The sequence below is a fragment of the Methylophilus sp. TWE2 genome (genome assembly GCF_001183865.1).
Lineage (GTDB): Bacteria > Pseudomonadota > Gammaproteobacteria > Burkholderiales > Methylophilaceae > Methylophilus.
The window spans coordinates 600,924-623,012 of the sequence record NZ_CP012020.1 but is presented as its reverse complement, the minus strand read 5'-3'; the positions used below and the strand labels follow the sequence as shown (position 1 = coordinate 623,012).

20 protein-coding genes are annotated in these 22,089 nt (G+C 49.9%); 8 read left to right on the top strand and 12 right to left on the bottom strand.

Annotated elements, in window-relative coordinates; translation table 11 throughout:
• Positions 1–179: 179 nt before the first annotated feature.
• From ACJ67_RS14960 to ACJ67_RS02965, 8 genes are all read right to left on the bottom strand, one after another.
• Entirely contained in the window at positions 180–3,146 is a 2,967-nt protein-coding gene (locus ACJ67_RS14960; RefSeq protein ID WP_231587233.1) for a DUF6701 domain-containing protein, read from the bottom strand.
• Positions 3,147–3,242: 96 nt separating this feature from the next.
• Positions 3,243–3,692 carry a hypothetical protein gene (locus ACJ67_RS02995; protein ID WP_049637814.1) on the bottom strand — a complete coding sequence of 150 codons (450 nt, stop codon included), beginning with the start codon at positions 3,690–3,692 and terminating at the stop codon, positions 3,243–3,245.
• The gene (locus tag ACJ67_RS02990) at positions 3,689–4,477 is read right to left on the bottom strand and encodes a prepilin-type N-terminal cleavage/methylation domain-containing protein (protein ID WP_197080653.1); all 789 of its coding nucleotides are present in this window, start codon (positions 4,475–4,477) and stop codon (positions 3,689–3,691) included. Before ACJ67_RS02990 ends, ACJ67_RS02995 begins: the two co-directional genes overlap by 4 nt.
• Entirely contained in the window at positions 4,461–5,084 is a 624-nt protein-coding gene (locus tag ACJ67_RS02985; RefSeq protein ID WP_197080652.1) for a type II secretion system protein, read from the bottom strand. Before ACJ67_RS02985 ends, ACJ67_RS02990 begins: the two co-directional genes overlap by 17 nt.
• A 32-nt stretch (positions 5,085–5,116) precedes the next feature.
• Positions 5,117–5,578, bottom strand: coding sequence for a GspH/FimT family pseudopilin (locus ACJ67_RS02980; RefSeq protein WP_049637812.1), 462 nt, complete (start codon positions 5,576–5,578; stop codon positions 5,117–5,119).
• Between the two features lie 6 nt (positions 5,579–5,584).
• On the bottom strand, positions 5,585–6,025 hold the full coding sequence (locus tag ACJ67_RS15160) for a type II secretion system protein (RefSeq protein WP_049637811.1): 441 nt from the start codon (positions 6,023–6,025) through the stop codon (positions 5,585–5,587).
• A gap of 129 nt (positions 6,026–6,154) precedes the next feature.
• On the bottom strand, positions 6,155–7,369 hold the full coding sequence (locus ACJ67_RS02970; RefSeq protein ID WP_049637810.1) for a type II secretion system F family protein: 1,215 nt from the start codon (positions 7,367–7,369) through the stop codon (positions 6,155–6,157).
• Between the two features lie 5 nt (positions 7,370–7,374).
• Positions 7,375–9,027 carry a GspE/PulE family protein gene (locus ACJ67_RS02965; protein ID WP_049637809.1) on the bottom strand — a complete coding sequence of 551 codons (1,653 nt, stop codon included), beginning with the start codon at positions 9,025–9,027 and terminating at the stop codon, positions 7,375–7,377.
• A 142-nt stretch (positions 9,028–9,169) separates the two neighbouring features.
• Here ACJ67_RS02965 and trmL point away from each other — a divergent pair, with 142 nt between their 5' ends.
• The 3 genes from trmL to ACJ67_RS02950 all read left to right on the top strand — a co-directional run bounded on the left by trmL (position 9,170) and on the right by ACJ67_RS02950 (position 14,062).
• Positions 9,170–9,634 carry a tRNA (uridine(34)/cytosine(34)/5-carboxymethylaminomethyluridine(34)-2'-O)-methyltransferase TrmL gene (trmL, locus tag ACJ67_RS02960; RefSeq protein ID WP_049637808.1) on the top strand — a complete coding sequence of 155 codons (465 nt, stop codon included), beginning with the start codon at positions 9,170–9,172 and terminating at the stop codon, positions 9,632–9,634.
• Between the two features lie 224 nt (positions 9,635–9,858).
• A complete protein-coding gene (gene uvrD, locus ACJ67_RS02955) occupies positions 9,859–12,039 on the top strand; it encodes a DNA helicase II (protein WP_049637807.1) in 2,181 nt (726 codons plus the stop codon).
• Between the two features lie 217 nt (positions 12,040–12,256).
• Positions 12,257–14,062 carry a GGDEF domain-containing protein gene (locus ACJ67_RS02950; protein WP_049637806.1) on the top strand — a complete coding sequence of 602 codons (1,806 nt, stop codon included), beginning with the start codon at positions 12,257–12,259 and terminating at the stop codon, positions 14,060–14,062.
• A gap of 16 nt (positions 14,063–14,078) precedes the next feature.
• Here the strand turns inward: ACJ67_RS02950 and ACJ67_RS02945 are convergent, their stop codons facing one another.
• From ACJ67_RS02945 to ACJ67_RS02930, 4 genes are all read right to left on the bottom strand, one after another.
• The gene (locus ACJ67_RS02945; protein ID WP_049637805.1) at positions 14,079–14,864 is read right to left on the bottom strand and encodes a BPSS1780 family membrane protein; all 786 of its coding nucleotides are present in this window, start codon (positions 14,862–14,864) and stop codon (positions 14,079–14,081) included.
• 24 nt (positions 14,865–14,888) lie between these two features.
• Entirely contained in the window at positions 14,889–15,815 is a 927-nt protein-coding gene (locus tag ACJ67_RS02940) for a homoserine kinase (RefSeq protein WP_049637804.1), read from the bottom strand.
• A 40-nt stretch (positions 15,816–15,855) separates the two neighbouring features.
• Positions 15,856–16,200 carry a DUF2782 domain-containing protein gene (locus ACJ67_RS02935; RefSeq protein ID WP_049637803.1) on the bottom strand — a complete coding sequence of 115 codons (345 nt, stop codon included), beginning with the start codon at positions 16,198–16,200 and terminating at the stop codon, positions 15,856–15,858.
• A 101-nt stretch (positions 16,201–16,301) separates the two neighbouring features.
• Entirely contained in the window at positions 16,302–17,027 is a 726-nt protein-coding gene (locus tag ACJ67_RS02930; protein ID WP_049637802.1) for a TIGR00730 family Rossman fold protein, read from the bottom strand.
• Positions 17,028–17,122: 95 nt separating this feature from the next.
• On the opposite strand from ACJ67_RS02930, the gene polA reads away from it, so the two are divergent.
• The 5 genes from polA to ACJ67_RS02905 all read left to right on the top strand — a co-directional run bounded on the left by polA (position 17,123) and on the right by ACJ67_RS02905 (position 22,063).
• A complete protein-coding gene (gene polA, locus ACJ67_RS02925) occupies positions 17,123–19,900 on the top strand; it encodes a DNA polymerase I (protein WP_049637801.1) in 2,778 nt (925 codons plus the stop codon).
• Positions 19,901–19,960: 60 nt separating this feature from the next.
• Positions 19,961–20,179 carry a hypothetical protein gene (locus tag ACJ67_RS02920; protein WP_049637800.1) on the top strand — a complete coding sequence of 73 codons (219 nt, stop codon included), beginning with the start codon at positions 19,961–19,963 and terminating at the stop codon, positions 20,177–20,179.
• Between the two features lie 115 nt (positions 20,180–20,294).
• Positions 20,295–20,534 (top strand): GlsB/YeaQ/YmgE family stress response membrane protein, encoded by a 240-nt coding sequence (locus ACJ67_RS02915; protein WP_018986218.1) that lies wholly within the window; start codon positions 20,295–20,297, stop codon positions 20,532–20,534.
• 120 nt (positions 20,535–20,654) lie between these two features.
• Positions 20,655–21,407, top strand: coding sequence for a molybdopterin-binding protein (locus tag ACJ67_RS02910; RefSeq protein ID WP_049637799.1), 753 nt, complete (start codon positions 20,655–20,657; stop codon positions 21,405–21,407).
• A gap of 110 nt (positions 21,408–21,517) precedes the next feature.
• Positions 21,518–22,063 (top strand): hypothetical protein, encoded by a 546-nt coding sequence (locus ACJ67_RS02905; RefSeq protein ID WP_156171634.1) that lies wholly within the window; start codon positions 21,518–21,520, stop codon positions 22,061–22,063.
• Positions 22,064–22,089: the final 26 nt, after the last annotated feature.

The following is a 22,089-nucleotide window of genomic DNA, read 5'->3' as shown; positions in this document are numbered from 1 at the left end:
TCCTACTTAACATCCTCTTCGTATGCGTCACATGACTTAAGGGATAGTATGGTATCTAAGACCAGCTCGTCTTAAACATGCACCCATGCCTTATTTATGGGAGCAACTTTAGTGCCTGAAACTTGCGATTAAATGGGAGAATAAAACAACAAAACCACCTGATTTAGGTGGTTTGGCAGTTATTGGAAGTTTTCACGCATGTAGATAATAGGCGCTTTGTAGATGCCAAAGGAAGCTCGTCCTACTGGATCTGTTGTACCGAACCAGTCCCTACCTCCGTTGATAGCGCTGACCGGGCTGGCATTACTTTGACAGGTGATCTCCCCTGAAACAGTATCTCCAAGATTCACTTCAAGATCAACACTACCAACATTAGGCCTCCCATCTGAGCCAACCTTCGGGGCAGCAAGAAGCGCATTCACCAGACCATTATTAGCAGTATATGTACCATTCAAAAAGGTCTCACACGCAGTCAGGTTACCCTTGTAGTTTTTCATGACGATACTTCTGCTATCAATTGTCGTACATGCATCACCCTGGCTACGCACATAAAAGCCATCTTTGTAATATTGCACCTCGATCGGTACTGGCAAGGCTAATAACTCAGAGCCATGGGCGGGGATGACGGCTAAACGGCCATAACGAAATGGTGATCCGCCACCGTTCAATGCAGTTATCGCCGAGCTGACATTATCACTGTCTCGCAACTCGGCTGAAATCACCACGTTTTGTTGATTGACGGCAGTCGAAGGTCGAGACAATTTATGTCTGACACGAACATTGGTAGTGCCATTACTCCAAACCGGCGTCGTATTATCTGCGATTTTAGTGATTGCCGGACTGGCAGCACTTTGACTAAGCGTCGTGCCATTCGCTGGAGACGCGCTAAAGTGATACACGGTGTAATCGTTTAAGGCCATGCGAGCATAATCACCGGTATAGTTTTGTGTCGTTGCACTCGACGAGTTGAGGGCTGTAATTGTAAAGGGAGTGATTATCCCCGGCGCGGCACTGGTAGGCGTTGTATCTTGTCCATAGTACACAAAATTGCCACAGGCCAGCGTGACGGCTGAAGCATCTACCCTCAAGCTAGAAGGTTTAAAGCGGCCAAAGTAGTTGGTGTCTGTCGTATTGCCAAACAAGCAGCCATATTTTTTGGGCGATCCGTCCCCCGCATTATCGAAATTATTATTACAGTCACCTTTGGATACATCTACAGCAGTGAACGTATCATCGTAAAGCCCTTGCGGTAGAATTTTAAAATGCCCGACTTCAGAGTAAGCAAAGTTGTCCCCTGTACTGGCTCCTGCATTACCTGCAGCAAATACACCAGTCACAATACCAACCGCGGGGGCTCCAGGATGAGCCTGCAATAAGGCATTAGCAATTTTCGGGGTACCGTTGTAGCCCTGCTCCCCACTTGCAGCGGTCAGGCTGAACTTGTCCGCATTGGGCGAGGTATTAGCTCCAGCCCGGAAGGTGGGTGTCGCGGTAGCTGTTGGTGAAGCGGATTGCACAGTATTGCTATTGGTAATGGATAAAGACTGAGGACGGATTGCAAAATTATCAGACGAGCAACCCGATTTGTTCTGGCTGGTGTCTCTAACCTGGCAACGCAAATTAGGATAAGCACGCGTCACATCTGTTGCGCTAAAAGTCACTTTTTTACGTCCACCATCCGAGGCAGTGAAACTGACATCTTTGGTCACGATAATATTATTGCTACACGTGTTACTACTATCGGTAACCAGATCAACTTTTAAACTCGAGTTATAACCACTTGATTGTGCACCACTGGACAATAGGGCGACCACGTCCACATCAAAAGACTGCCCAAGTACTTTGGTATAAAGCGGGTTACGCGCAGATGTATTGTTTTTAAGATTATTGTAGGTTAAACCACTTTCCATGCACTCAAATGTACTCACGCAAGCCGTGCTCGTCATCGTAAAAGTGCAACTTTGCGAGTTATTCGCTGTGTTCCAGCACTTGATGCCATTCATCGGCCCCTTACTGAGTCCGCTTGCTCCCAAGGTATAAGTGGCTGCAGAGCTGCCCTGTAAGGTGAGGATGTCAATGGTGCCGGCATTCCCGACATCAAACTGGGCATCCGGGGTCACCGTGACGGTGGGAGAGCTGGGAGAAATGGTCAGCGTCCCTGTAAGGCTACCTGAGTTGATGAGTTGATCATCCGGACAAGGCATTGTAGAAACCAAACAAGCCATCACCTGCACATCAACCGGACATAAAGAAGAACTGCCTGGGTGACGGATTTCCAGATGATCGTAGTCTGGGACTACCGTGGAACCAACCACAAAGTCATAGCTGAACGTATGGATGCCAGGCGATGTAAAGTCATATTCAATTGCCGCGCCAGTGTCTGTTAAGGTGGTATTGACTGTATTTGCTAACTGGCCTGTTTTAGCTATCGCGCAAGCCGTGGAATTATTATTGGACCAAAATGTTTGATAATTACCTACACAATAACGGCTAAAATTTCCATCTCGCTCCCTGAAACTTTCAACCACATCCAGATTGGCAGGCAGCGCTGTACTAGAGGGGCAGGCAATATTGGTTGACCCACTTCCAGATGAGCAGTTTCCTGCATATGGGTATGTCCCGGCCACCTGTTTGCCATTATTATCCACATATCGAACCCCACAGCCACAGTCAGAGCCACCTAAATAGGTATCCACCACATGGTAATAACGCACTGGATTACTGGTGCTAACGGGATACAACAAAGGAATATTAATCGTCACCTTTGCAGTCACAAAGTCATACGGATAGGTGTAACTCCAATCTATTGTTACTTGTGGCCCGCCGCCGACATTGTTTCCGGGAACAGTGAACTGCGAACGGGTTGTCTGGGCGTTTCCTGCTGATGCATTGGCAGGCGATACCGCTGTCATTGCTTGCGCGGTATAGTTGGCAGGTGCGTTGTAGGCAAAGTGATCCGGGCCATAAATCTGGTTATTTCCCCGAATATAAATCCCATTATCTAACCTGCTATTGGCAGGTGTTCGGTCTGGCTGATATAACTGACCAGTGCTGTTGAGCCTTTGCACTTGAATCTGTGAGTTATCGTTGATAAAGATTTTCAAACCATTGGTCGAGTTGGAGCCCCCGTTGGCATTCAAAGTCACGGTCGCTGCCTGCACACTTGCGCAGATCAAAATGCTACACAGACATAGTAGCCATATAATGGTTGCTCTCATCCTTTTCAAATTGCTCATTTTCCTTTAACTACACTCTTCTGCGCCCATTAAGCACCGACTTAAGCTCACAGTGACTTTGCGCTCAACATAATCCAGTGCGCCAGCGACTCCTTTTGAGGCGGTCGCAGTAATCGTATACATCCCGATATTTTGTGTCCCCGCCCGGTCTTGCGGCATCGGAGTTGTTTGATGACATGTCAGTGCAATCGTAAAGCCGTTAATCGTAAATGGATCTGGCGGTGTTGGGCAGGTTTGCATCGAGCTCGACCCCGGGGCAATCACCTGATAAGCCGCCCACTCAACACCAGCCTTAGCCGCCAGATAAGCTTGCGCACCTTGCACGTCCTGTATCGTACCTTGATTGGCCAACAATGACAGCCGCATGGAGTATCCCACCAACGCAGCCAAAATCACCATCAAAAATATTGCCACAGGCAACATAAATCCTTTCATGCGATGAAGCGTATTTTTCATGGCGAATTCACCACATTAATCAGGTTAACTAGGCGCACCACACCGCCATTTTTACTGAGCTCCAACTGAGCCGTCACCACTCCGCTATGCTGCATCACACCTTCGGTGTAAGTAAAACTGCAGCCAGTGACATCTTGCGCAACGATACTTGGGGTGAGTCCGGCAAAGTTTGAGGGGTGTGCAGAGGGAATCGCGTAGTTTGAATACATCAATAGACGGCGGTTGGCTAAATCGCACACGTAAAAAACGGCCCCGTTCACCACATAAAAGCGGCTCCCTGGGGAGGGTAATGGAAAGGCTGATCCACTAAATGACAGCGTGTTGAGATTGTTGCCAGTGCTCGTTAAAGAGCGAATCGTATCACCTGCATAAACATCTGCCCCTTCAATACCAAGGTTATAAATCACCAGCTGGTCACCAGCAACCACTGAAGGCACAGGGTCACCAAGCACGGTAAAAGTAGCATTCGCACTGACAAAATCTAGCGTATCCTGCTGATAACGACCTCCGGCTTTGATCGGCACAAACTCTACATAGGAATTATCAGCAGATACCCAGACGCTATTTGGCAACGCATTGCGGATATCGCGTGACATCCTGCGCAATGAGATATCGGCGCGATCGGCGAGCTCATAATAAGCCTCAGAATTCACATACGCCAGAATGGAGTTTTTGATAAAGGTGACGGAAATGCCACCGAGAATTGCCATCACAACAATAACGATGACTAACTCGACCAAAGTGAAGCCTGAGATGGTTTTAGGTTGGTTAAATTCTCGGCGCATAACGAACCCTGTATCCAGTCAGCCGGATTGTAGTATCTGCAGGGCCTGTGACCGTAATCACAATCTGCAATACCGCATCTGCGGGCAGCGCTGAAAATGCACCACTCGCGCCGACCTGACTAATTGCAACTGAAGCGGCATAAGGATTTAAGCCCGGCAGAGCAGTGACGTTGCCAATACGGCAAATCCCGGCACATCCGCCACCAGGCATGGCAAATCCACCATAATCGGCCACATTATCAAATGGATCAGTGGCACTGTAACGGCTCTCTGTAGAGGGTGTAGGGCCATTTAAGGTCGCGTTTTGTGGATTGGCGCAATCACCATACCCCGTGGCAGTAGACGCATTGGGATCATCAGGGTCACAAAACGTAAAAGGCATTTGTTGAATTTCCTGCATGAGAGATTCAGCAATCGCAATTGCCTGTTTACGCGCCAGCGGATCTGCAGAATGGCGCCCCATAAAAGACAGCGCACCGATGACACCGGCGATGGCGGTGGTTACAATCACCATGAACACGACCATCTCCACCAATGAAAAACCCGCTTGCGAGCACATGCCAGGTTTGCCTGGTTGTCTGTGAGAGTAATGTTTGTTGTGATGCATTATTATTATCCAGCCTGTCACTGGCCGACTCGTCAGTGTATGTATCCGGTGTCCGCCTCGACAGTCACGGTCACCGATTGCGCGTTATTCTTTCTGTTGATCGCTTGATAACTCACCGTTGAGTTCGGGATGGCTCGACCAAGTGAATCAAACCCAAGACTGGGATTGTCAGAGTTGACATCTACATTCTTGCTGCTCGTAAAGATATATGCAGCCGTCGTTTCGGGATTAATCACCGTCTGATTGCATGCAGTATCGAAACACAAGCTCACTGTATCAGGCGATGCATTATTATGAATCACATACACATTTCGACGTTGGGCAATCGCCGTTTTCTGCGCATAGCGCAGCGTAGATGAAAGTAAACCCGCGTCACCGCGGGTTTCAAAGATATCACCATTTGCGAATCTGGGAGTCGCTACTGCAACCATAATACTGGTCAAAGCGATAACGACGACCAACTCAACAAGGGTAAACCCTAGAGTGTCCTTCATTATTAATTAGCCACACCTTGCGGGAGTCAAGTTTGCAGTACTAACCACTCCTGTGGCCTCAGTGTAAGTAACAGTACATTGAGCAAAAGTACCCACTTGAAAAGTAGAAACACCATTCAGATGTGAAGGTGTAAATTGTGCATCTAAGTTTTGCAAGGCAGCAACAATGCCCGCCGCATCAGCTGTTGGATAGCCTGTACCGTTAACGGTTACAACTTGACCATCCATGGTCACTTGCAATGCACCTGCGTTACTTCCAGCCGCAACCCATGAGGCGCGTGCAAGATTAGCGGCGGAACGTAATGACGCAGCGAGTCCATTACCTGCAGCCACCCTCGCGTTCGACTGAACATTTACAAACCTAGGCAACGCTGTCGCTGCCAAAATACCCAATACTGCGATTACTACGACCAACTCAACCAATGTAAAGCCCGCTTGTTTTTTCATTACTTAAACTCCTAATCAAAATTCCCTGCCGTTATCATCACAGTGGCAAGTTATAACTGCGTTAAATCACCTCTAGCAAAGACTGTGCCAGACAATTTTGGTCCATCTCTGACAGTTCCAAAGAAATCATTAACTCCCTTTCAACATGACCGAACTCATATCCCAAATGGGTAAAAACACCCCTAACGCGAGCACTAACACCAGTGCCCCAAGGAACATGATTAAAATAGGTTCAATCTGCGCCCCCAAGGTTTTAACGTCGTACTCAACATCCGCTTGATACATATCGGCAATTTCTTGCATTAATGTATCCAGCGAACCAGATTCTTCGCCTACTGCGATCATTTGCAAAACTAGCGAATTAAATACGCCTGTTTGTGTGGCCGTTCGCAAGATGGTTTCACCGCGCTCTATGCCTGCAGACATGCTTAATATTTTGGCGGAGATATACTCATTTTCAACCGTTTGAGACACTAGGCGCAAAGCTGACAGAATCGGCAAGCCACTCCGAGTGGATAAAGCAAAACTGCGTGCGAACCTCGCCATGGTGCCTTTAAAAATAATTTTTCCGGCAATCGGGATGCGCATCTTGATGCGATCCCAGTTTGACCGACCACTTGCCGTTTTAACATAAGTTTTAAACGACCAGCCCGCCCCAGCAATCATGCCAATTAGCACAAACCAGTAATTGCGCATAAAGTTTGAAAAAGCGATCAGCATTTTGGTGATAAATGGCAAATCCGCATGCATGCTGGCAAACACTTTTTCAAACTGAGGGATCACCATGACATTAATCACCACAATGGCGATGGCCATGGCGGTCAAGACGAACATAGGATATTGCAAAGCCGACTTGATTTGCCCACGCATAAAGCGGTCAAACTCGATATGTTCGGACAGACGCAGAAAAATGTTATCCAGGTTACCTGTCGTTTCGCCCACCCGGATCATGCTGATATAAAAACTGTCAAAGACCTTAGGATGCTCAGTCATCGCCACTGACAATTCCCGGCCGGAGTCCAGACTCACGCGCAACTGCCCCACCACTTGCGCTAATTTTTGATTACCTACCGAGCTTTGTATGCCAGCCAATGCACGCATGATAGGAATACCGGCTTTAAGCAGGGTATACATCTGCTTACTAAAGATCATGACATCAAGGCTAGTGACTTTTTCTTCAAACAGGTTAATGGCAACCGCACCTGCTTTTTTAGGCTTAATCTCAACCGGGGTAATCCTGGTGCCAATTAAAGCAGCACCCAATGCGTCAACATCCGCGGCCTCCTGTACGCCGGTCACCATCATGCCATCTTCGGTCCGCCCCTTGTATTCAAATAATGGCATAAAGGCTATTCTTCAAATTGATTATCCACACGCATGATTTCTTCCAGCGTGGTTTTGCCATCAATGGCCAATTGCAGAGATTGGTCGCGCAGCGTCTTGCCTTTGAGGCGTTCACGCGCTTTTTTGATGAAAACATTGGTATCCGGCATATTGGCAGCCATCGCCAGTTCATCTGTCATTTCAAGGAATTCATAAAGACCGACGCGGCCAAGATAGCCGGTACGATTGCAATGCTGGCAACCTTTGCCATGGCGGAAGTTAGTCGGTAGCGTTGCATCAGGCAGCACCTGACTGAGCCAAATCGTTTCATTCTCGGTAGGCGTATGTTCTGCAGCACAGTGCGGGCATATCAGCCTTACCAGACGTTGCGCCATGACACCAAGCAAAGACATGGCCACCATAAACCTAGGTACGCCCATATCAATCAAACGCACAGGCGCAGTAGACGCGTCATTGGTGTGCAAAGTAGAAAGCACGAGGTGGCCTGTCATGGAGGCACGCAAACCGGTCTGCGCGGTTTCTTCATCACGCATTTCGCCCACCAGCACGATGTCAGGGTCCTGACGCAAAATGGCGCGTAATAACTTGGGGAAGTCCAGTTCAATTTTCTCATTGACCTGGGTTTGGATAATGCCTGGCAAACGATATTCGACAGGATCCTCCACAGTGATCACTTTGGTTTCTGGGGTATTCAGTTCACTCAGTGCAGAGTACAAAGTAGTCGTTTTACCACTCCCGGTCGGACCAGTAACCAGCACCATCCCGCTCGGGCGGTTGATCATCTTGCGAAAACGTACCAGTAAATCTGCTGGCATACCTAGCTTGTCGAGCTGAAAATGTCCGGTGGTCTGGATCAGCAACCGCATGACCACAGTTTCACCGTATTGCGTAGGCATGGTGGAAATACGCATATCTACCGCCCGCCCTTTAACGGTAAAACCAAAGCGGCCATCTTGCGGCAAGCGCTTCTCAGAAATATCCAAACCCGCCATGATTTTAAGACGCATCACCAGCGCAGTAGCAATCTTGATATCCGCCTGGGTTTGAAAGTGCATCACGCCATCGATACGGAAACGTATCAGTAGCTTGTTGTCTTGTGGCTCAATATGCACATCGGAAGCTCGTACCTGCACGGCATCTTCAAAAATGGTTTGCAACAGCTTAACCACTGGTGCATCGTCAATGCCAAGGTCAACACCCATCAGGCTGGCGAGATCCACATTGCTAGCAGCCAGATCCTCTTGCAACTCCAGTGCAAGTGAGGAAATTTGTTCGGTCTGGCGATAAGAACGGTCTATGGTCTGCATGAGCAGACTTTCTTGCACTACTACAATATCAATATCGCGCTTAAGCAACCTGACGAGTTCGTCATACGCATAGACATCCGATGGGTCCACCATCGCGATGAGGAAACTGTTTGGACGCTCTTCGAGCAAAATGGCGCGGAAACGGCGCGACTGAACTTCAGGGAGCTTTTGAACCTGCTTCACATCCAGTTCGTACTGCCCCAAGTCCAAAAATGGGATATTCAACTGATGTGCAACGGCCTCGGCAATTTGCCGCTCATTTGCGTAGCCTTTTTCAGCAATGACGCGACCCAGGCGGCGGCCAGTTTTGCGCTGCTCTTCCAGCGCCTGCTCAAGCTCTGCTTGGGTCATGAAATTCTGCCTGACCAGAATTTCACCTAATCTAATTTTCTCGGGACGAGCCATGGCGTTGTAATTATTTATCTTTATAGACTTTTCTCGTCTATCATATCACCAACATTTTAATCCTACGTTTGTAAACAAGCTGCAAAAAATGTTTCATATCGTGCTTTTCGAACCAGAAATTCCGCCCAATACAGGAAATATCATACGTTTATGTGCCAATGCCGGCGCCAAACTGCATCTGGTCAAGCCGCTGGGCTTTGAACTCTCGGACAAACATCTCAAACGGGCAGGGCTGGATTACCACGAATACGCTGAACTGACTGTCTACGAAGACTGGGCCGAATGCCAGCAATCGTTACAGGGCAAACGCATGTTTGCGCTCACCACCAAAGGCAGCACTCGTCACACTGACTTGCAATTCAAAGATGAAGATGTATTTGTCTTTGGGCCGGAATCACGCGGCCTGCCAGAAGACATTCGCTCACAGTTTGCGCCTGAACACAGGGTCAGGTTACCCATGCTGCCGCATAGCCGCAGCCTGAACCTGTCAAACTCGGCGGCGATTTTGCTGTATGAAGCCTGGCGACAAACTGGCTTTCCTGGCGGCGTATGAAAGCAATAGACAAAAAAAGCCCCGATTAAGGGGTAAATCGGGGCAACAGGCCTCATCGTAAAGGCTTCCGCTCAGGGAGGAAAGAAGCGGAAAGATGATTCATCATCATCGTACTGGTAAGAGCAATAGACTGTTTAAAAAGTTCCAACAACTTAACAACCACCTTCAGGTTGGGTGCAGATATTTTTCACTCAACCGGTATACCCGTCATGCGATAATAAGACATGCAATCTGAAACCAATCTCCTTCAGGGCCTCAACGACAAACAACTGCAAGCGGTCACCCTGCCGCATGTCTCTGCATTGATTCTGGCAGGCGCCGGTAGTGGCAAAACCCGTGTGCTGACCACCCGCATTGCCTGGCTGATCCAGACCGGGCAAACCTCGCCGATGGGCTTGATGGCGGTAACCTTTACCAACAAGGCCGCCAAGGAAATGCTGACGCGTTTGACCAGCATGTTGCCGATCAATACGCGTGGGATGTGGGCAGGCACCTTTCACGGCCTGTGTAACCGCATGTTGCGCGCGCATTACCGTGAAGCGGGCTTACCGAATACATTTCAAATTTTAGATACCGCCGACCAGCTGTCAGCCATCAAACGCGTCATGAAAGCGATGAATGTGGATGATGAGAAATATCCGCCCAAACAGGTGATGGGTTATATCAACAGCTGCAAGGAAGAAGGCCTGCGAGCCGATGCGGTAGATGCCTACGATGGCCACAGTCAGAAATTGCGTGAAATTTATGCCGCCTACGACCAGCAATGTAACCGTGAAGGGGTAGCCGACTTTGCTGAACTGTTATTGCGCTGCTATGAACTGCTGGAACGTGAACCGCATATCCGCGCGCACTATCAGCAACGTTTTCAATACATCCTGGTCGATGAGTTCCAGGATACCAACCGCCTGCAATACCTTTGGCTAAAACTGCTCGGTGGCGCACATAACAGTATTTTTGCGGTGGGTGATGACGACCAGAGCATTTACGCTTTCCGCGGCGCACGCGTCGGCAATATGAATGATTTCCAGCGCGACTTTAATGTGCAGAATATCGTCAAACTCGAAGAAAACTACCGCTCGCACAGCAATATTCTCGATGCAGCCAACGCCATCATTGCGAATAACCAGAACCGGTTGGGCAAAAACCTGTGGACTTCGGCTGGCAAAGGCGAACCGATTCGCATTTATGAGGCTTATAACGATACTGACGAAGCACAATTCATTGTCGATGAAGTGAACATGCTGCAAAAAGAAGGGGTTCCATTAGGCGAGATGGCCCTGCTCTACCGTAGCAACGCGCAATCACGCATTCTTGAACACACGCTGTTTTCATCCAACATCCCCTATCGTGTGTATGGCGGCCTGCGCTTTTTTGAACGTGCCGAGATCAAACATGCGCTGGCATATATGCGCCTGATTGCCAACGCCAATGATGATACCGCTTTGTTACGCATTATCAATTTTCCGCCACGCGGGATTGGTGCACGCGGCCTGGAGCAATTGCAGGAGGCTGCACGCCAGAACGAGTGCAGTTTGTGGCAGGCTGCTACCAACAAGGTGGGGGAAGGCAAGCTTGGCAGTAAAGGCGTGGAGGGGTTTGTTGCGCTGATCCGGCAGATGGTGGATCAGGGCTATGGCATCACCTTGGGTGAAATGGCAGAAATGGTCATCAACCTGAGCGGACTCATCGCACATTACCAAAATGACAAAGAGGGTGAGGACCGCATCGAAAACTTGCAGGAACTGGTGACGGCTGCCGTCGCCTTTAGCAAGCAGGATTTGGGCAATCATCATAATATGGATGAAGATGCTGACCTGCTGACGCAGTTTTTGAACCATGCCAGCCTTGAGGCAGGCGACCACCAGGCTGATATTGGTCATGAAGCACTGCAATTGATGACTGTGCATGCCGCCAAAGGCCTGGAGTTCCAGAGCGTGTTTATCAGCGGTGTCGAGGAAGGCCTGTTCCCGCATGACCAGGCCGCTTACGAAAATGGCGGGCTGGAAGAAGAACGTCGCCTGATGTATGTTGCCGTCACTCGTGCACGCCAGCGGCTCTATCTCACCTATGCCCAAAGTCGCATGCTGCATGGTCAAGTCCGTTATGGCATTCCCTCAAGATTCGTGGACGAGATTCCGGCTGAACTGACCAAACGCCTGAATAGCAAACCAGTATCCAAACCTTATGCAGCCGGCGGTCAATATGCCATGCCTGCCGCACAACCTGCAAGCGCACAGGCCAATTATCCATTCAAGATAGGCCAAAGCGTGCGCCATAGCAAATTCGGTGAAGGCGTAGTGGTGAGCTATGAAGGGAATGCCAGCGACCTGGCCGTGAAAGTGAATTTTGGCAGCGCAGGTCTCAAAACATTGATGCTGGAATACGCCAAGCTGGAAAAAGTTTAGGGCCTGTTAACCGTATTTCATGGGCTGCATGAATTGCTAAACACTGAGTGCGCTCAAGCAAAGAGTGGTCGATTTAACTGAATCATTGTCCGTCTACAAAGTCACTAACAACGCAAGTCTAAGAATGCCTTGATTCTGGAGACATTGTCACAAATATTTCATCAACCCTTTGCATAGCTTTAATCAAGAAGCAGTTAAATCAGTCGATACTGCTTGCATGATATATGCCCCTCCTCAGCTTGAAGTCGAGACCATCCTTGCGCAGAAGAACCTGTTACCGCTGTTTCAACCGATTGTCGATATTAAACAGGCGCGTGTATTTGCCCATGAAGCATTGATACGGGGTCCTGTTGAATCCAAACTACACTCACCGATTGCCCTGTTTAATGCAGCGAGCCTGTGTGGTTTGAATATCGACATGGAATACACGGCTCGTGAAGTCATTTTTAATGAATATAGCCGTAGCGACCGGTCGCATCCACTATTTGTCAACTTCAGCCCAGACGCTTTGCTACTCATCGACAGTCATTTGGCCTTTGGCTTGACGCAACTCGCACGTAGCGGGCTCAAAGCCAGTGATATCGTGATTGAAATCACCGAGAGTTCTACCATCCGTGACTATGCCGTACTCCGTGACGGGGTCGCCCGCTTTAAATCACTGGGTTTCAAGATTGCGCTGGATGACCTTGGCGAGGGGACATCCGGTTTGCGTTTGTGGTCTGAACTCTCACCCGAATATGTCAAAATCGACAAGCATTTTATTGCCAATATACACAACGACCCGATCAAGCTAGAGTTTGTGCGCGGCATCCAGAAAATCGCGGTTGAATCCAATACGCTGACCATTGCCGAAGGCATTGAGACCAAAGAAGAATTGGCGGTGATCAAGGACCTGAAAATAGACTTTGCGCAGGGCTACCTGTTTGGACGACCGTTCCCGAAATTTCAGTATGTCCTGACTGAGGAGGTCAACAACCTGCTCAATAAAAACATTATCCGCCTGTTTGCGGAACATCAGAATACTGCAAAACAGGCCACGGTCATTAGTCTGGCCAGTTACCAAACGGCCGCTTTTCCCGAAATGACCAATGAGGAAGTGTATAACTGGTTTGACCGTGAAAATACGCTCAATTCAATTCCCGTGATTAATCACCAGACAAAACCGATTGGTTTGATCAGCCGTTACGACACCATAGACCGGTTTGCGCGACGCTACCAAAAAGAATTACATGGCAAGAAGCCATGCACCACATTTATGGACGCCAACTGCCTGGTCGTTCAAAAAGAGATGTCTATCCTGGCCATGAGTGAACTGATCCTGGCCGCAGACCCTAAATACTTGCTTAATGGATTTATCATTGCTGATGGTGAGCGGTATGTAGGCATGGGGAGTGGGCATGCTCTGCTACGCGAAGTCACCAACATGCAAATCCACGCCGCGCGCTATGCCAATCCACTCACGTTGCTCCCGGGCAATGTGCCTATCAATGCCCATATTGATAAGCTGCTGGAGCGCCGCATCCCCTTTGTCGCCTGCTATTGTGATTTAGACCACTTTAAACCGTTTAATGATGCCTATGGCTACCGTCGTGGAGATGAAGTGATCCAGTTTGTCGGCCGCCTGTTAAGCAGCCAGGTGAACAATGAACATGACTTTGTCGGCCATATTGGTGGCGACGACTTTGTACTGGTGTTCCAGAGCGAAGGCTGGGAGGCCACTTGCAATGACATCCTGGACACCATCGTCAAGGTGATGCCGGATTTTTATGACCTGAAAGATATCCAGCAAGGCGGTATACGAATAGAAGATCGCTTGGGGAATGAGCATTTTTACCCGTTTGGCAGCTTGTCCATCGGCGCGGTACAAGTGCATCCGGACGCATTTGCCAGCCATCACGAAGTGGCAGGCGCCATGAGCAATGCCAAGAAACAGGCCAAGAAAATTGTAGGCAACAGCCTGTTTATAGAACGCTGGCGGCTGGCGCCAACGGCCAGCCGGGCAGCGGATGAGCGCCTTGCCTAACGATTAAGCGTCATGGCTAAACTTGTGGCGCAGCCCTGAATACATCCTTATAGCTGATGTATTGAAAGGCAAACATCAAGGCATTAATGACCAGCAAGGCGGCAAACACCAACAATGGCATCAGCAGCTGTGCCAGCATCGGAATCAAGGCACCGAGAATGCCGATTACCAGCCCCAGGCCCAGCATCACCACCAGCATGCCTACGGTCATGACCAGCCAGGAAACCGCCATGGGCAGCGCATATTGCAGCATGCCGGCAATACTCGATTTGATGGCCTTGATCAAAGGATAGCCATTTAATGCAATCAGCATGGGCGAAAACCAGGTGGCAATAAACAGTGGCAATAGTAGCAACATCACCTTGACGATAAATGACAGCGTATTTTCCAGAAATTGTGTCATTTGCGACTCTGTCATGCCTGCCTTGGTCGGCGCATGTGAAATAAGCGAAGCCAGCTCACTACTGAGCAAATAAGTAGCCAATATGGCATAGACGAGGCAACTGGCACCCAGCAGCACCAGCGGTTTGAAATGCTGTTGCAGATGCTCAATCACTTCGCGCGGAGCCATACGGCCTTGCAAATCCACCTGACGGTAAAGCATGACCACCAGCGCCATGCACACGGGCCAGATCACAACCGAGACCAAGCCGAGGAAGCCCAGCATGGGTAACGATGGCAACACCATGAAAATCACGATATAGGCGAGTGAACACAGCATCCATACATGTGGCTGCGTTCTGAATAAGGCCAGGCTTTCTTTAACCCAGCGCAAGCCGCGCTGGCTTCCGGTTTCAGTCATGTCTCTCCCTTGATACGCTTGATATTAAGTCAACGCTTTACGATTTAACAGCACCCGCTCGAAATGCGCCGGGTCTTTTGCATGTGTCAGCTCACCCGCCACCGGATAATAAAAATCATACAGGCGGGAGAGCCAGAAGCGCAAGGCAGCCCGGCGCAACAAGGCAGGCCAATGGGTTTTTTCAGCCTCGGTAAATGGCCGCTCGGACTGGTAGGCATTCATGAATGCCGCCAGTTTCTCATCCACAAAGTTGCCGGTGCTATCTACACACCATTCGTTGGCCGCAATGGCCACATCATAGGCGAGGACATCATGACAGGCATAATAAAAGTCAATAAACCCGCCGAGCACATCGCCATCAAAAAGCACATTGTCACGGAACAGGTCACCGTGAATCACGCCATGTGGCAATCGTGACAAATCCAGTCCATGCTGGAACTCCAGTTCTTCCTGTAGCAGATGCTGCTGGACCGGGGCCAGTTTAGGCATCACCTGTTGCGCAGTCATGACACGCCAGCCTTGGCCACGTTGATTGTGCGACTGCTCATGAAAATCCAGCCCGGCCACATGCATTCGCGCTAATGTCCGTGCCACCGCCTCAATCTGCTTTAAATTGGGCTGGCTGACATCGCTCCCTCGCAGGCAACTCACCATCAAGGCGGGCTTACCGTGAATGCGATGCAAGGCAGTGTTATTCTGGTCCACAATTGGTTTGGGACACGGAATATCATGCCGCGACAGATGCGTCATCAAGTGCACAAAATAAGGCAACTCGTCAAAATCATTTTTTTCAAACACCGTCAGCACAAAGCGCGCCTGACTGGTTTCAACGAAATAATTGGTATTGGTGATCCCGGCAGCAATGCCACGTAAGGTGTGCAACTCACCGACATTAAAAGGCGCCAGCCACTGGCGCACCTCATCCAAATTCAGCGTGGTAAAAACAGACATATTGATAGGCTAGCCTGCCAATCAAGGCAGGCGTTCAGGATTAGAATCGGAACAGAATCCATTTAGGAACGGACAGGGGACGTGTGGGGCCATCATTCACCCAGTCACCATTACGGTCTTCGCGGTGCAGGTAGTACGGCTTGCCACTTGGTGGTGTCACCTTCACCATATACACTTCGCCGTTGAGGCTGTATTCCTCAATATCGTTTTCGCCATCTTTGCGTTTGTTGACGGTCGGCTGGTCTATCGGTTGTCCTTCAATCACCTTGGGCGGAGACGGCACCTCTTCGAGCAGTTCTGCATCTTTTGGGGCAGCTGCCCACGCTGGTAACGCTATCGCAGTCGCGCAGATACCGGCCAGCAATAATCGGGAAAAATCACGCATGAAGGACTCCTTAGTCAGTGAAGGCTATTCTAGCAAAAACCAGCCCTGCTGGCGGTAACTGCAGACACAATAATCTTAAATAAAGCGATGTCGGCCTTCACTTATAGATAAAGTAACATCTTGCGTTCGGCTGGCGTCAGTTCAAAACCGGTGGTCTCATAGTGTTTGAAAATGGCATCCACAATTTTTTGTGGCTCATCAATCACTTGTATCAGGTCCATATCCGCCGGTGAGGCCATCCCCTCTGCCACCAGCGTATTTTGTAGCCAATCCACCAGCCCGGCCCAATACTGCTTACTGACCAATATGATCGGAATCTTGCGGCTCTTACCAGTCTGCACCAGGGTAATGGCTTCCATCAACTCATCCAGCGTGCCAAAACCGCCCGGCATGACAACAAAAGCACTGGCATATTTAACAAACATGACCTTGCGCATGAAAAAGTATTTAAAGCTGATGCCAATGTCCTGGTAAGGATTGCCGTGTTGCTCGAAAGGCAATTTGATATTCAGGCCAACACTGGCACCACGCCCGGGGAACGCGCCTTTGTTGGCCGCCTCCATAATGCCAGGGCCACCGCCGGATAGGACACTGAACCCGGAATCTGACAGCAAACGCGCAATTTCTTCAGTGAGCAGGTAATTAGGGTGGTCTGGCTTGGTACGCGCACTACCAAAAATAGACACGGCCGGCATAATGGCCTTGAGGTTTTCAGTTGCGCCGACAAACTCGGCCATGATCTCAAACGCTCGCCACGATTCATGGTTCACATCATCGCCATCAAGTAACTCCGGCTGCACCATACTTGGTAGCTTTTGGCTGGTCATACATCAGTCCTTCATATTACAAACCAAATTAGTGTACATGAAGTCGCTTTGAAATGCGTAAAATACGCCATTGATTTGATTCAAGAGAACGCATAATGAAAACCCTGCTCCTGGTAGATGGCTCCAGTTACCTTTATCGCGCTTTTCACGCCATGCCGGATTTACGTAATTCGGCCAATGAACCTGTGGGCGCGATTCAGGGCGTGTTAAACATGTTACGCCGCCTGCACAAGGACTATCCCTCTGACTACAGCGCCTGTGTGTTTGACGCCAAAGGTAAAACCTTCCGCGACGATCTCTACCCTGAATACAAGGCTAACCGCGCCAGCATGCCGGATGATTTGCGCGTGCAGATTGAACCGCTATATGAAACCATACGCGCCATGGGCTGGCCACTGATCATTGAAGAAGGCGTAGAGGCTGATGACGTCATTGGCGCACTGGCCAAACAGGCCGAAAAAGAAGGCATCCGCACCATCATCTCTACTGGCGATAAAGACATCACGCAACTGGTGAATGATCATATTACGGTGGTCAACACCATGCGTGATGCCTTCCGTAAAACCGATGACGTACTCGACATCGCAGGCGTTGAAAACAAGTTTGGCATTCCGCCCAGCAAGATCATCGACTACCTGACCCTGGTTGGCGATAGTGTGGACAACGTCCCTGGCGTCGAAAAAGTCGGCCCGAAAACGGCAGTTAAATGGCTCACCGAATATGGCTCTCTCGACAACATTGTGGCCAATGCCGACAATATTAAAGGCGTGGTGGGTGAAAACCTGCGCAAGGCCTTACCTTGGCTGCCAACAGCACGTGAGCTGATCACCATACGCTGTGATATTGGCCTCTGCGAGCATTTCGATGAGTTGGTACCGCAAGTGCCGGATAAAGCCAAATTGCTGGCATTGTTTGATCATTTTGAGTTTCGCAGCTGGAAACGCGAGCTGGACAAATTGCCAGATGGTGCCACGGCACCTGTGGTCGAAAATCCAGCTGCGCCATCAATAGCAATCACTACTGATGCAAACAACTCCGCCCCCCTGCCAAGCTATACGGCTGATACGCGCCGCCACTACCAGACCATACTGACTGACGCAGACCTGAACAGTTGGCTAGCCAAACTGCAAACAGCCGAACTGCTCTGCTTTGATACCGAAACGACCTCACTTGATCCCATGCAGGCCAAAATCGTCGGCGTCTCGTTTAGCGTGACGCCTGGTGAAGCGGCGTATATCCCGCTCACCCATGATTACTTTGATGCGCCTGCGCAACTGGACCTGACCGCGACCCTAGGCAAACTCAAGCCCATCCTGGAAAACCCAAACATTCAAAAAGTCGGCCAGAACCTGAAATACGATATGCATGTGCTGGCCAATCATGGCATTCACTTGCAAGGCATCGCGCATGACACTCTGTTGCAATCCTATGTATTCGAGAGTCACAAAGGGCATGGCATGGATGAGCTGAGCGAGCGCCATCTTGGCATTGCGCCCATCAGCTACGAAACCGTGGCGGGCAAAGGGGCAAAACAAGTGTCGTTCAGCCAGGTGACTGTGGAGGTCGCCGCAGAATATGCCGCGGAAGATGCCGACATCACCCTGCAACTGCATCACGCCCTTTATCCGCAAGTGACGGTGTCAGACAAACTGCGCTTTATTTATGAGCGGGTGGAAATGCCCAGCATGCAGGTATTGCAACGCATGGAACGCAACGGCGTGTTGATCGACAGCCATATGCTCAACCGCCAGAGCAATGAAATTGGCCTGCGGCTGATGGAGATTGAAAAACAGGCCTATGAACTGGCCGGGCAACCGTTCAATCTCGGCTCCCCCAAGCAATTGCAAGAAATTCTGTTTGGCAAACTCGGCATCAAACCGTTGAAGAAAACGCCCTCTGGCGCACCGAGTACCGACGAGGATGTATTGCAAGAGCTGGCACTGGATTACCCGCTGCCCAAGGTGATTCTGGAACACCGCAGTTTAGCCAAGCTGAAATCCACCTACACCGACAAACTGCCAAAAATGATTAATGCGCAAACCGGGCGGGTACACACCAATTACAACCAGGCGGTTGCCATCACTGGCCGCCTGGCCAGCTCGGACCCTAACCTGCAAAACATTCCGGTACGCACCGCCGAAGGCCGACGCATCCGCGAAGCTTTTATCGCCCCGCCCGGTAGCCAGATCATCTCGGCAGACTATTCGCAGATTGAGCTGCGCATCATGGCGCATCTCTCACAAGATGCCGGGATGCTGACGGCCTTTGCCAATAACGAAGACATCCATCGCGCCACGGCCGCAGAAATTTTTGGCGTGGACAAAGCCGCCGTAGACAACGAGCAGCGCCGCTACGCCAAAGTGATTAACTTTGGCCTCATCTACGGCATGAGCGCGTTTGGCCTGGCGCAAAACCTCAATATCGAGCGTGGCGCGGCGGCCAATTACATTGAACGCTATTTTGCGCGTTACCCCGGTGTCAAAGCCTATATGGAAAACACGCGCGCACTGGCCAAGCAGCAAGGCTATGTCGAAACCTATTTCGGCAGACGCTTGTGGGTGCCTGAAATCAACAGCGCTAACGTACAAAGAAGAAACGGCGCCGAACGGGCCGCCATTAATGCGCCCATGCAAGGCACCGCGGCTGACTTGATCAAGCTGGCAATGATTGCTGTAGACAAGTGGTTGCGAGAAGAAAAGCTGCAAACTAAACTGATCATGCAGGTACATGATGAGCTGGTGCTCGAAGTCCCAGAGGCTGAGCTATCCTTGGTTAAAGAGAAATTACCTGCTTTGATGCAGGGGGTCGCCACACTGGATGTGCCTTTATTGGCTGAAGTCGGCACTGGAAGTAACTGGGAAAGCGCACATTAATCCTTGCTATGGTATGGTGTTATTTCAAAAAAACCAATTAACAAACAGGAGAAACCCACAATGAAATCCACACTCGTTATCGGCATCATATTGGTTGCACTCGGCACCGCCGGTCTGGTACTCAAAGGCTTTAGTTATGAAAGCAAAGAGACTGTCGCCAAAATCGGCTCACTCGAGGCCAGTGCCGACATCACTAAAGATGTCGAGATCCCCCAGGCGCTGAGCATTATTGTGCTGGTAGCAGGGGTTGCCATGGTATTGGTCGGGTTGAAAAAATAACGAAAAGGCTGACTTGCCAGTCTTTTCTGACAGGTTTTTCCTACGCCATCTGACAGATTACCACGCAGCTTATGGTTAGGATGGGCGCTCATCACAACAACAAGGGAGTACACACATGCTTTGGACAATTGTAGTTGGCATTATCGCGGGTTGGTTGGCAGGCTTGATTATGAAGGGTGATGGCTATGGCCTCATCTGGGACCTGATCCTGGGGATTGCAGGTGCTGTTGTTGGCGGCTGGCTGTTTGGCGCACTCGGCCTAAGTGCAAGCGGCGGCATGGTAGGTAGCATTATCGTAGCGACCATAGGCGCTGTTTTCCTGATTTTTATTTCACGCCTGTTGCGCTCAGCCTGATTGCAATCCAGAACAAAAGGCGATGACTTAGGTCATCGCCTTTTTTATTGTCCTCAAAACCTGTTGGGGGACGAACACCTGGTGAGGTAATATTTCGCAACTTATTCACTCTGTTGACCTATGCGCTCATTCGGCATTTATATTATTGGTGATGAGATCCTGTCTGGCAAACGGCAGGATGCTCACTTGAACAAGGTGATTTCATTGCTTTCGGCACGCGGCCTGCAATTAAGCTGGGCCCATTTTATTGGGGATATTCCTGAACAGATCACCGCGCATCTTGAAGCCAGTATGGCGCGTGGGGATGTGGTGTTCAGTTTTGGCGGCATTGGCGCCACGCCTGATGACCATACGCGGCAATGCGCTGCCGCAGCTGCGGGCGTGCCGATTGAACGACATCCCGGTGCCGTTGCCAATATTGAAGCCCAATATGGTGAAGCGGCTTACCCTAAACGGGTGTTGATGGCGGATTTTCCACAAGGATGTGACCTGATCCCCAACCCGGTCAATCGCGTGGCAGGGTTTAGTCTGCGAGAACATTACTTTGTGCCTGGCTTTCCCGAAATGGCGCACCCCATGATTGAATGGGTGTTGGAGACCTATTACAGCCAGCTTTTTCACGCCAATGATTACCTGGAACAATCCATCGTGGTAACCGAGGCTGGGGAAAGTGACTTGATTGATTTGATGCACGAAATATTGAGGCAATACCCGGAATTAAAGCTGTTTAGTTTACCTAGAACCAATCAGCGCAGAACCACCGAAGTTGGGTTAAAAGGCGCGAGTGCGCAAGTGATGTTGGGGATGACTGATTTAAAGGCGGGCGTGACAGCGCTGGGCTACCCTTGGCATGCCAGCCTATCATCGCCATGACGAAAAAAAGAAAAAAATCAACGCGCATTACTCATGCGAACTCGGCACCAAGCGCTGTCCCAGCCCAAGCGCATCCCAGGCATGTTTTGATTCTTTTGGCATTACTCACCGTGCAATGTCTGCTCTTAATTTGGGCACTGGCACATCACTTTATTCCCAGTGCGGCCTGGCAAAGCGCTGGCTTTTACTGCAACCTGTTGATAAGCACAATGGTGACGGGTGCTTTTTACTACTTGATATGGCGTCAGCGAAAAGCTTACCTCTCACGCTACAAGCAGCTATTTTTAATAGTGTGCAGCCCGATACTGCTCTATTTTTTAGGGTATTTTTCACTGATCTACGGGGCCGGTGATGTGTATACCCAACTCACAGGCATGCCAGCAATCATAGAGGACCGTTGGCAGAAAAATAGCGGTGATGCCGTGCGTTTTGAACAAGAGTATATCGCTGCGGGAGTGTATGAAAAACGTTATTTTGATAATCGAAAAGGCTGTATCACGCGATTATCCAGTCCCATGCTTGCTCGTGGGTTTCCGGTATATTTTTGCGTTGCAGGGAGAACTTTTGCCAGCCTCCCTCCTGAGATTCCTGTGACACTGCATGGCTTACAAAGTCAGGCAGGCTTTGAGTTACAGCACGTGGATTATCAGCGATAGGAAAAAGCAGCCGTGAAACCCACTTC

Coding starts and splice junctions, on each gene's coding strand:
- ACJ67_RS02995 (WP_049637814.1), bottom strand. CDS start 3,692: ATGAAAAATACGCTTCATCGCATGAAAGGATTTATGTTGCCTGTGGCA.
- ACJ67_RS02990 (WP_197080653.1), bottom strand. CDS start 4,477: ATGCGCCGAGAATTTAACCAACCTAAAACCATCTCAGGCTTCACTTTG.
- ACJ67_RS02985 (WP_197080652.1), bottom strand. CDS start 5,084: ATGCATCACAACAAACATTACTCTCACAGACAACCAGGCAAACCTGGC.
- ACJ67_RS02980 (WP_049637812.1), bottom strand. CDS start 5,578: ATGAAGGACACTCTAGGGTTTACCCTTGTTGAGTTGGTCGTCGTTATC.
- ACJ67_RS15160 (WP_049637811.1), bottom strand. CDS start 6,025: ATGAAAAAACAAGCGGGCTTTACATTGGTTGAGTTGGTCGTAGTAATC.
- ACJ67_RS02970 (WP_049637810.1), bottom strand. CDS start 7,369: ATGCCATTATTTGAATACAAGGGGCGGACCGAAGATGGCATGATGGTG.
- ACJ67_RS02965 (WP_049637809.1), bottom strand. CDS start 9,027: ATGACCCAAGCAGAGCTTGAGCAGGCGCTGGAAGAGCAGCGCAAAACT.
- trmL (WP_049637808.1), top strand. CDS start 9,170: ATGTTTCATATCGTGCTTTTCGAACCAGAAATTCCGCCCAATACAGGA.
- uvrD (WP_049637807.1), top strand. CDS start 9,859: ATGCAATCTGAAACCAATCTCCTTCAGGGCCTCAACGACAAACAACTG.
- ACJ67_RS02950 (WP_049637806.1), top strand. CDS start 12,257: ATGATATATGCCCCTCCTCAGCTTGAAGTCGAGACCATCCTTGCGCAG.
- ACJ67_RS02945 (WP_049637805.1), bottom strand. CDS start 14,864: ATGACTGAAACCGGAAGCCAGCGCGGCTTGCGCTGGGTTAAAGAAAGC.
- ACJ67_RS02940 (WP_049637804.1), bottom strand. CDS start 15,815: ATGTCTGTTTTTACCACGCTGAATTTGGATGAGGTGCGCCAGTGGCTG.
- ACJ67_RS02935 (WP_049637803.1), bottom strand. CDS start 16,200: ATGCGTGATTTTTCCCGATTATTGCTGGCCGGTATCTGCGCGACTGCG.
- ACJ67_RS02930 (WP_049637802.1), bottom strand. CDS start 17,027: ATGACCAGCCAAAAGCTACCAAGTATGGTGCAGCCGGAGTTACTTGAT.
- polA (WP_049637801.1), top strand. CDS start 17,123: ATGAAAACCCTGCTCCTGGTAGATGGCTCCAGTTACCTTTATCGCGCT.
- ACJ67_RS02920 (WP_049637800.1), top strand. CDS start 19,961: ATGAAATCCACACTCGTTATCGGCATCATATTGGTTGCACTCGGCACC.
- ACJ67_RS02915 (WP_018986218.1), top strand. CDS start 20,295: ATGCTTTGGACAATTGTAGTTGGCATTATCGCGGGTTGGTTGGCAGGC.
- ACJ67_RS02910 (WP_049637799.1), top strand. CDS start 20,655: ATGCGCTCATTCGGCATTTATATTATTGGTGATGAGATCCTGTCTGGC.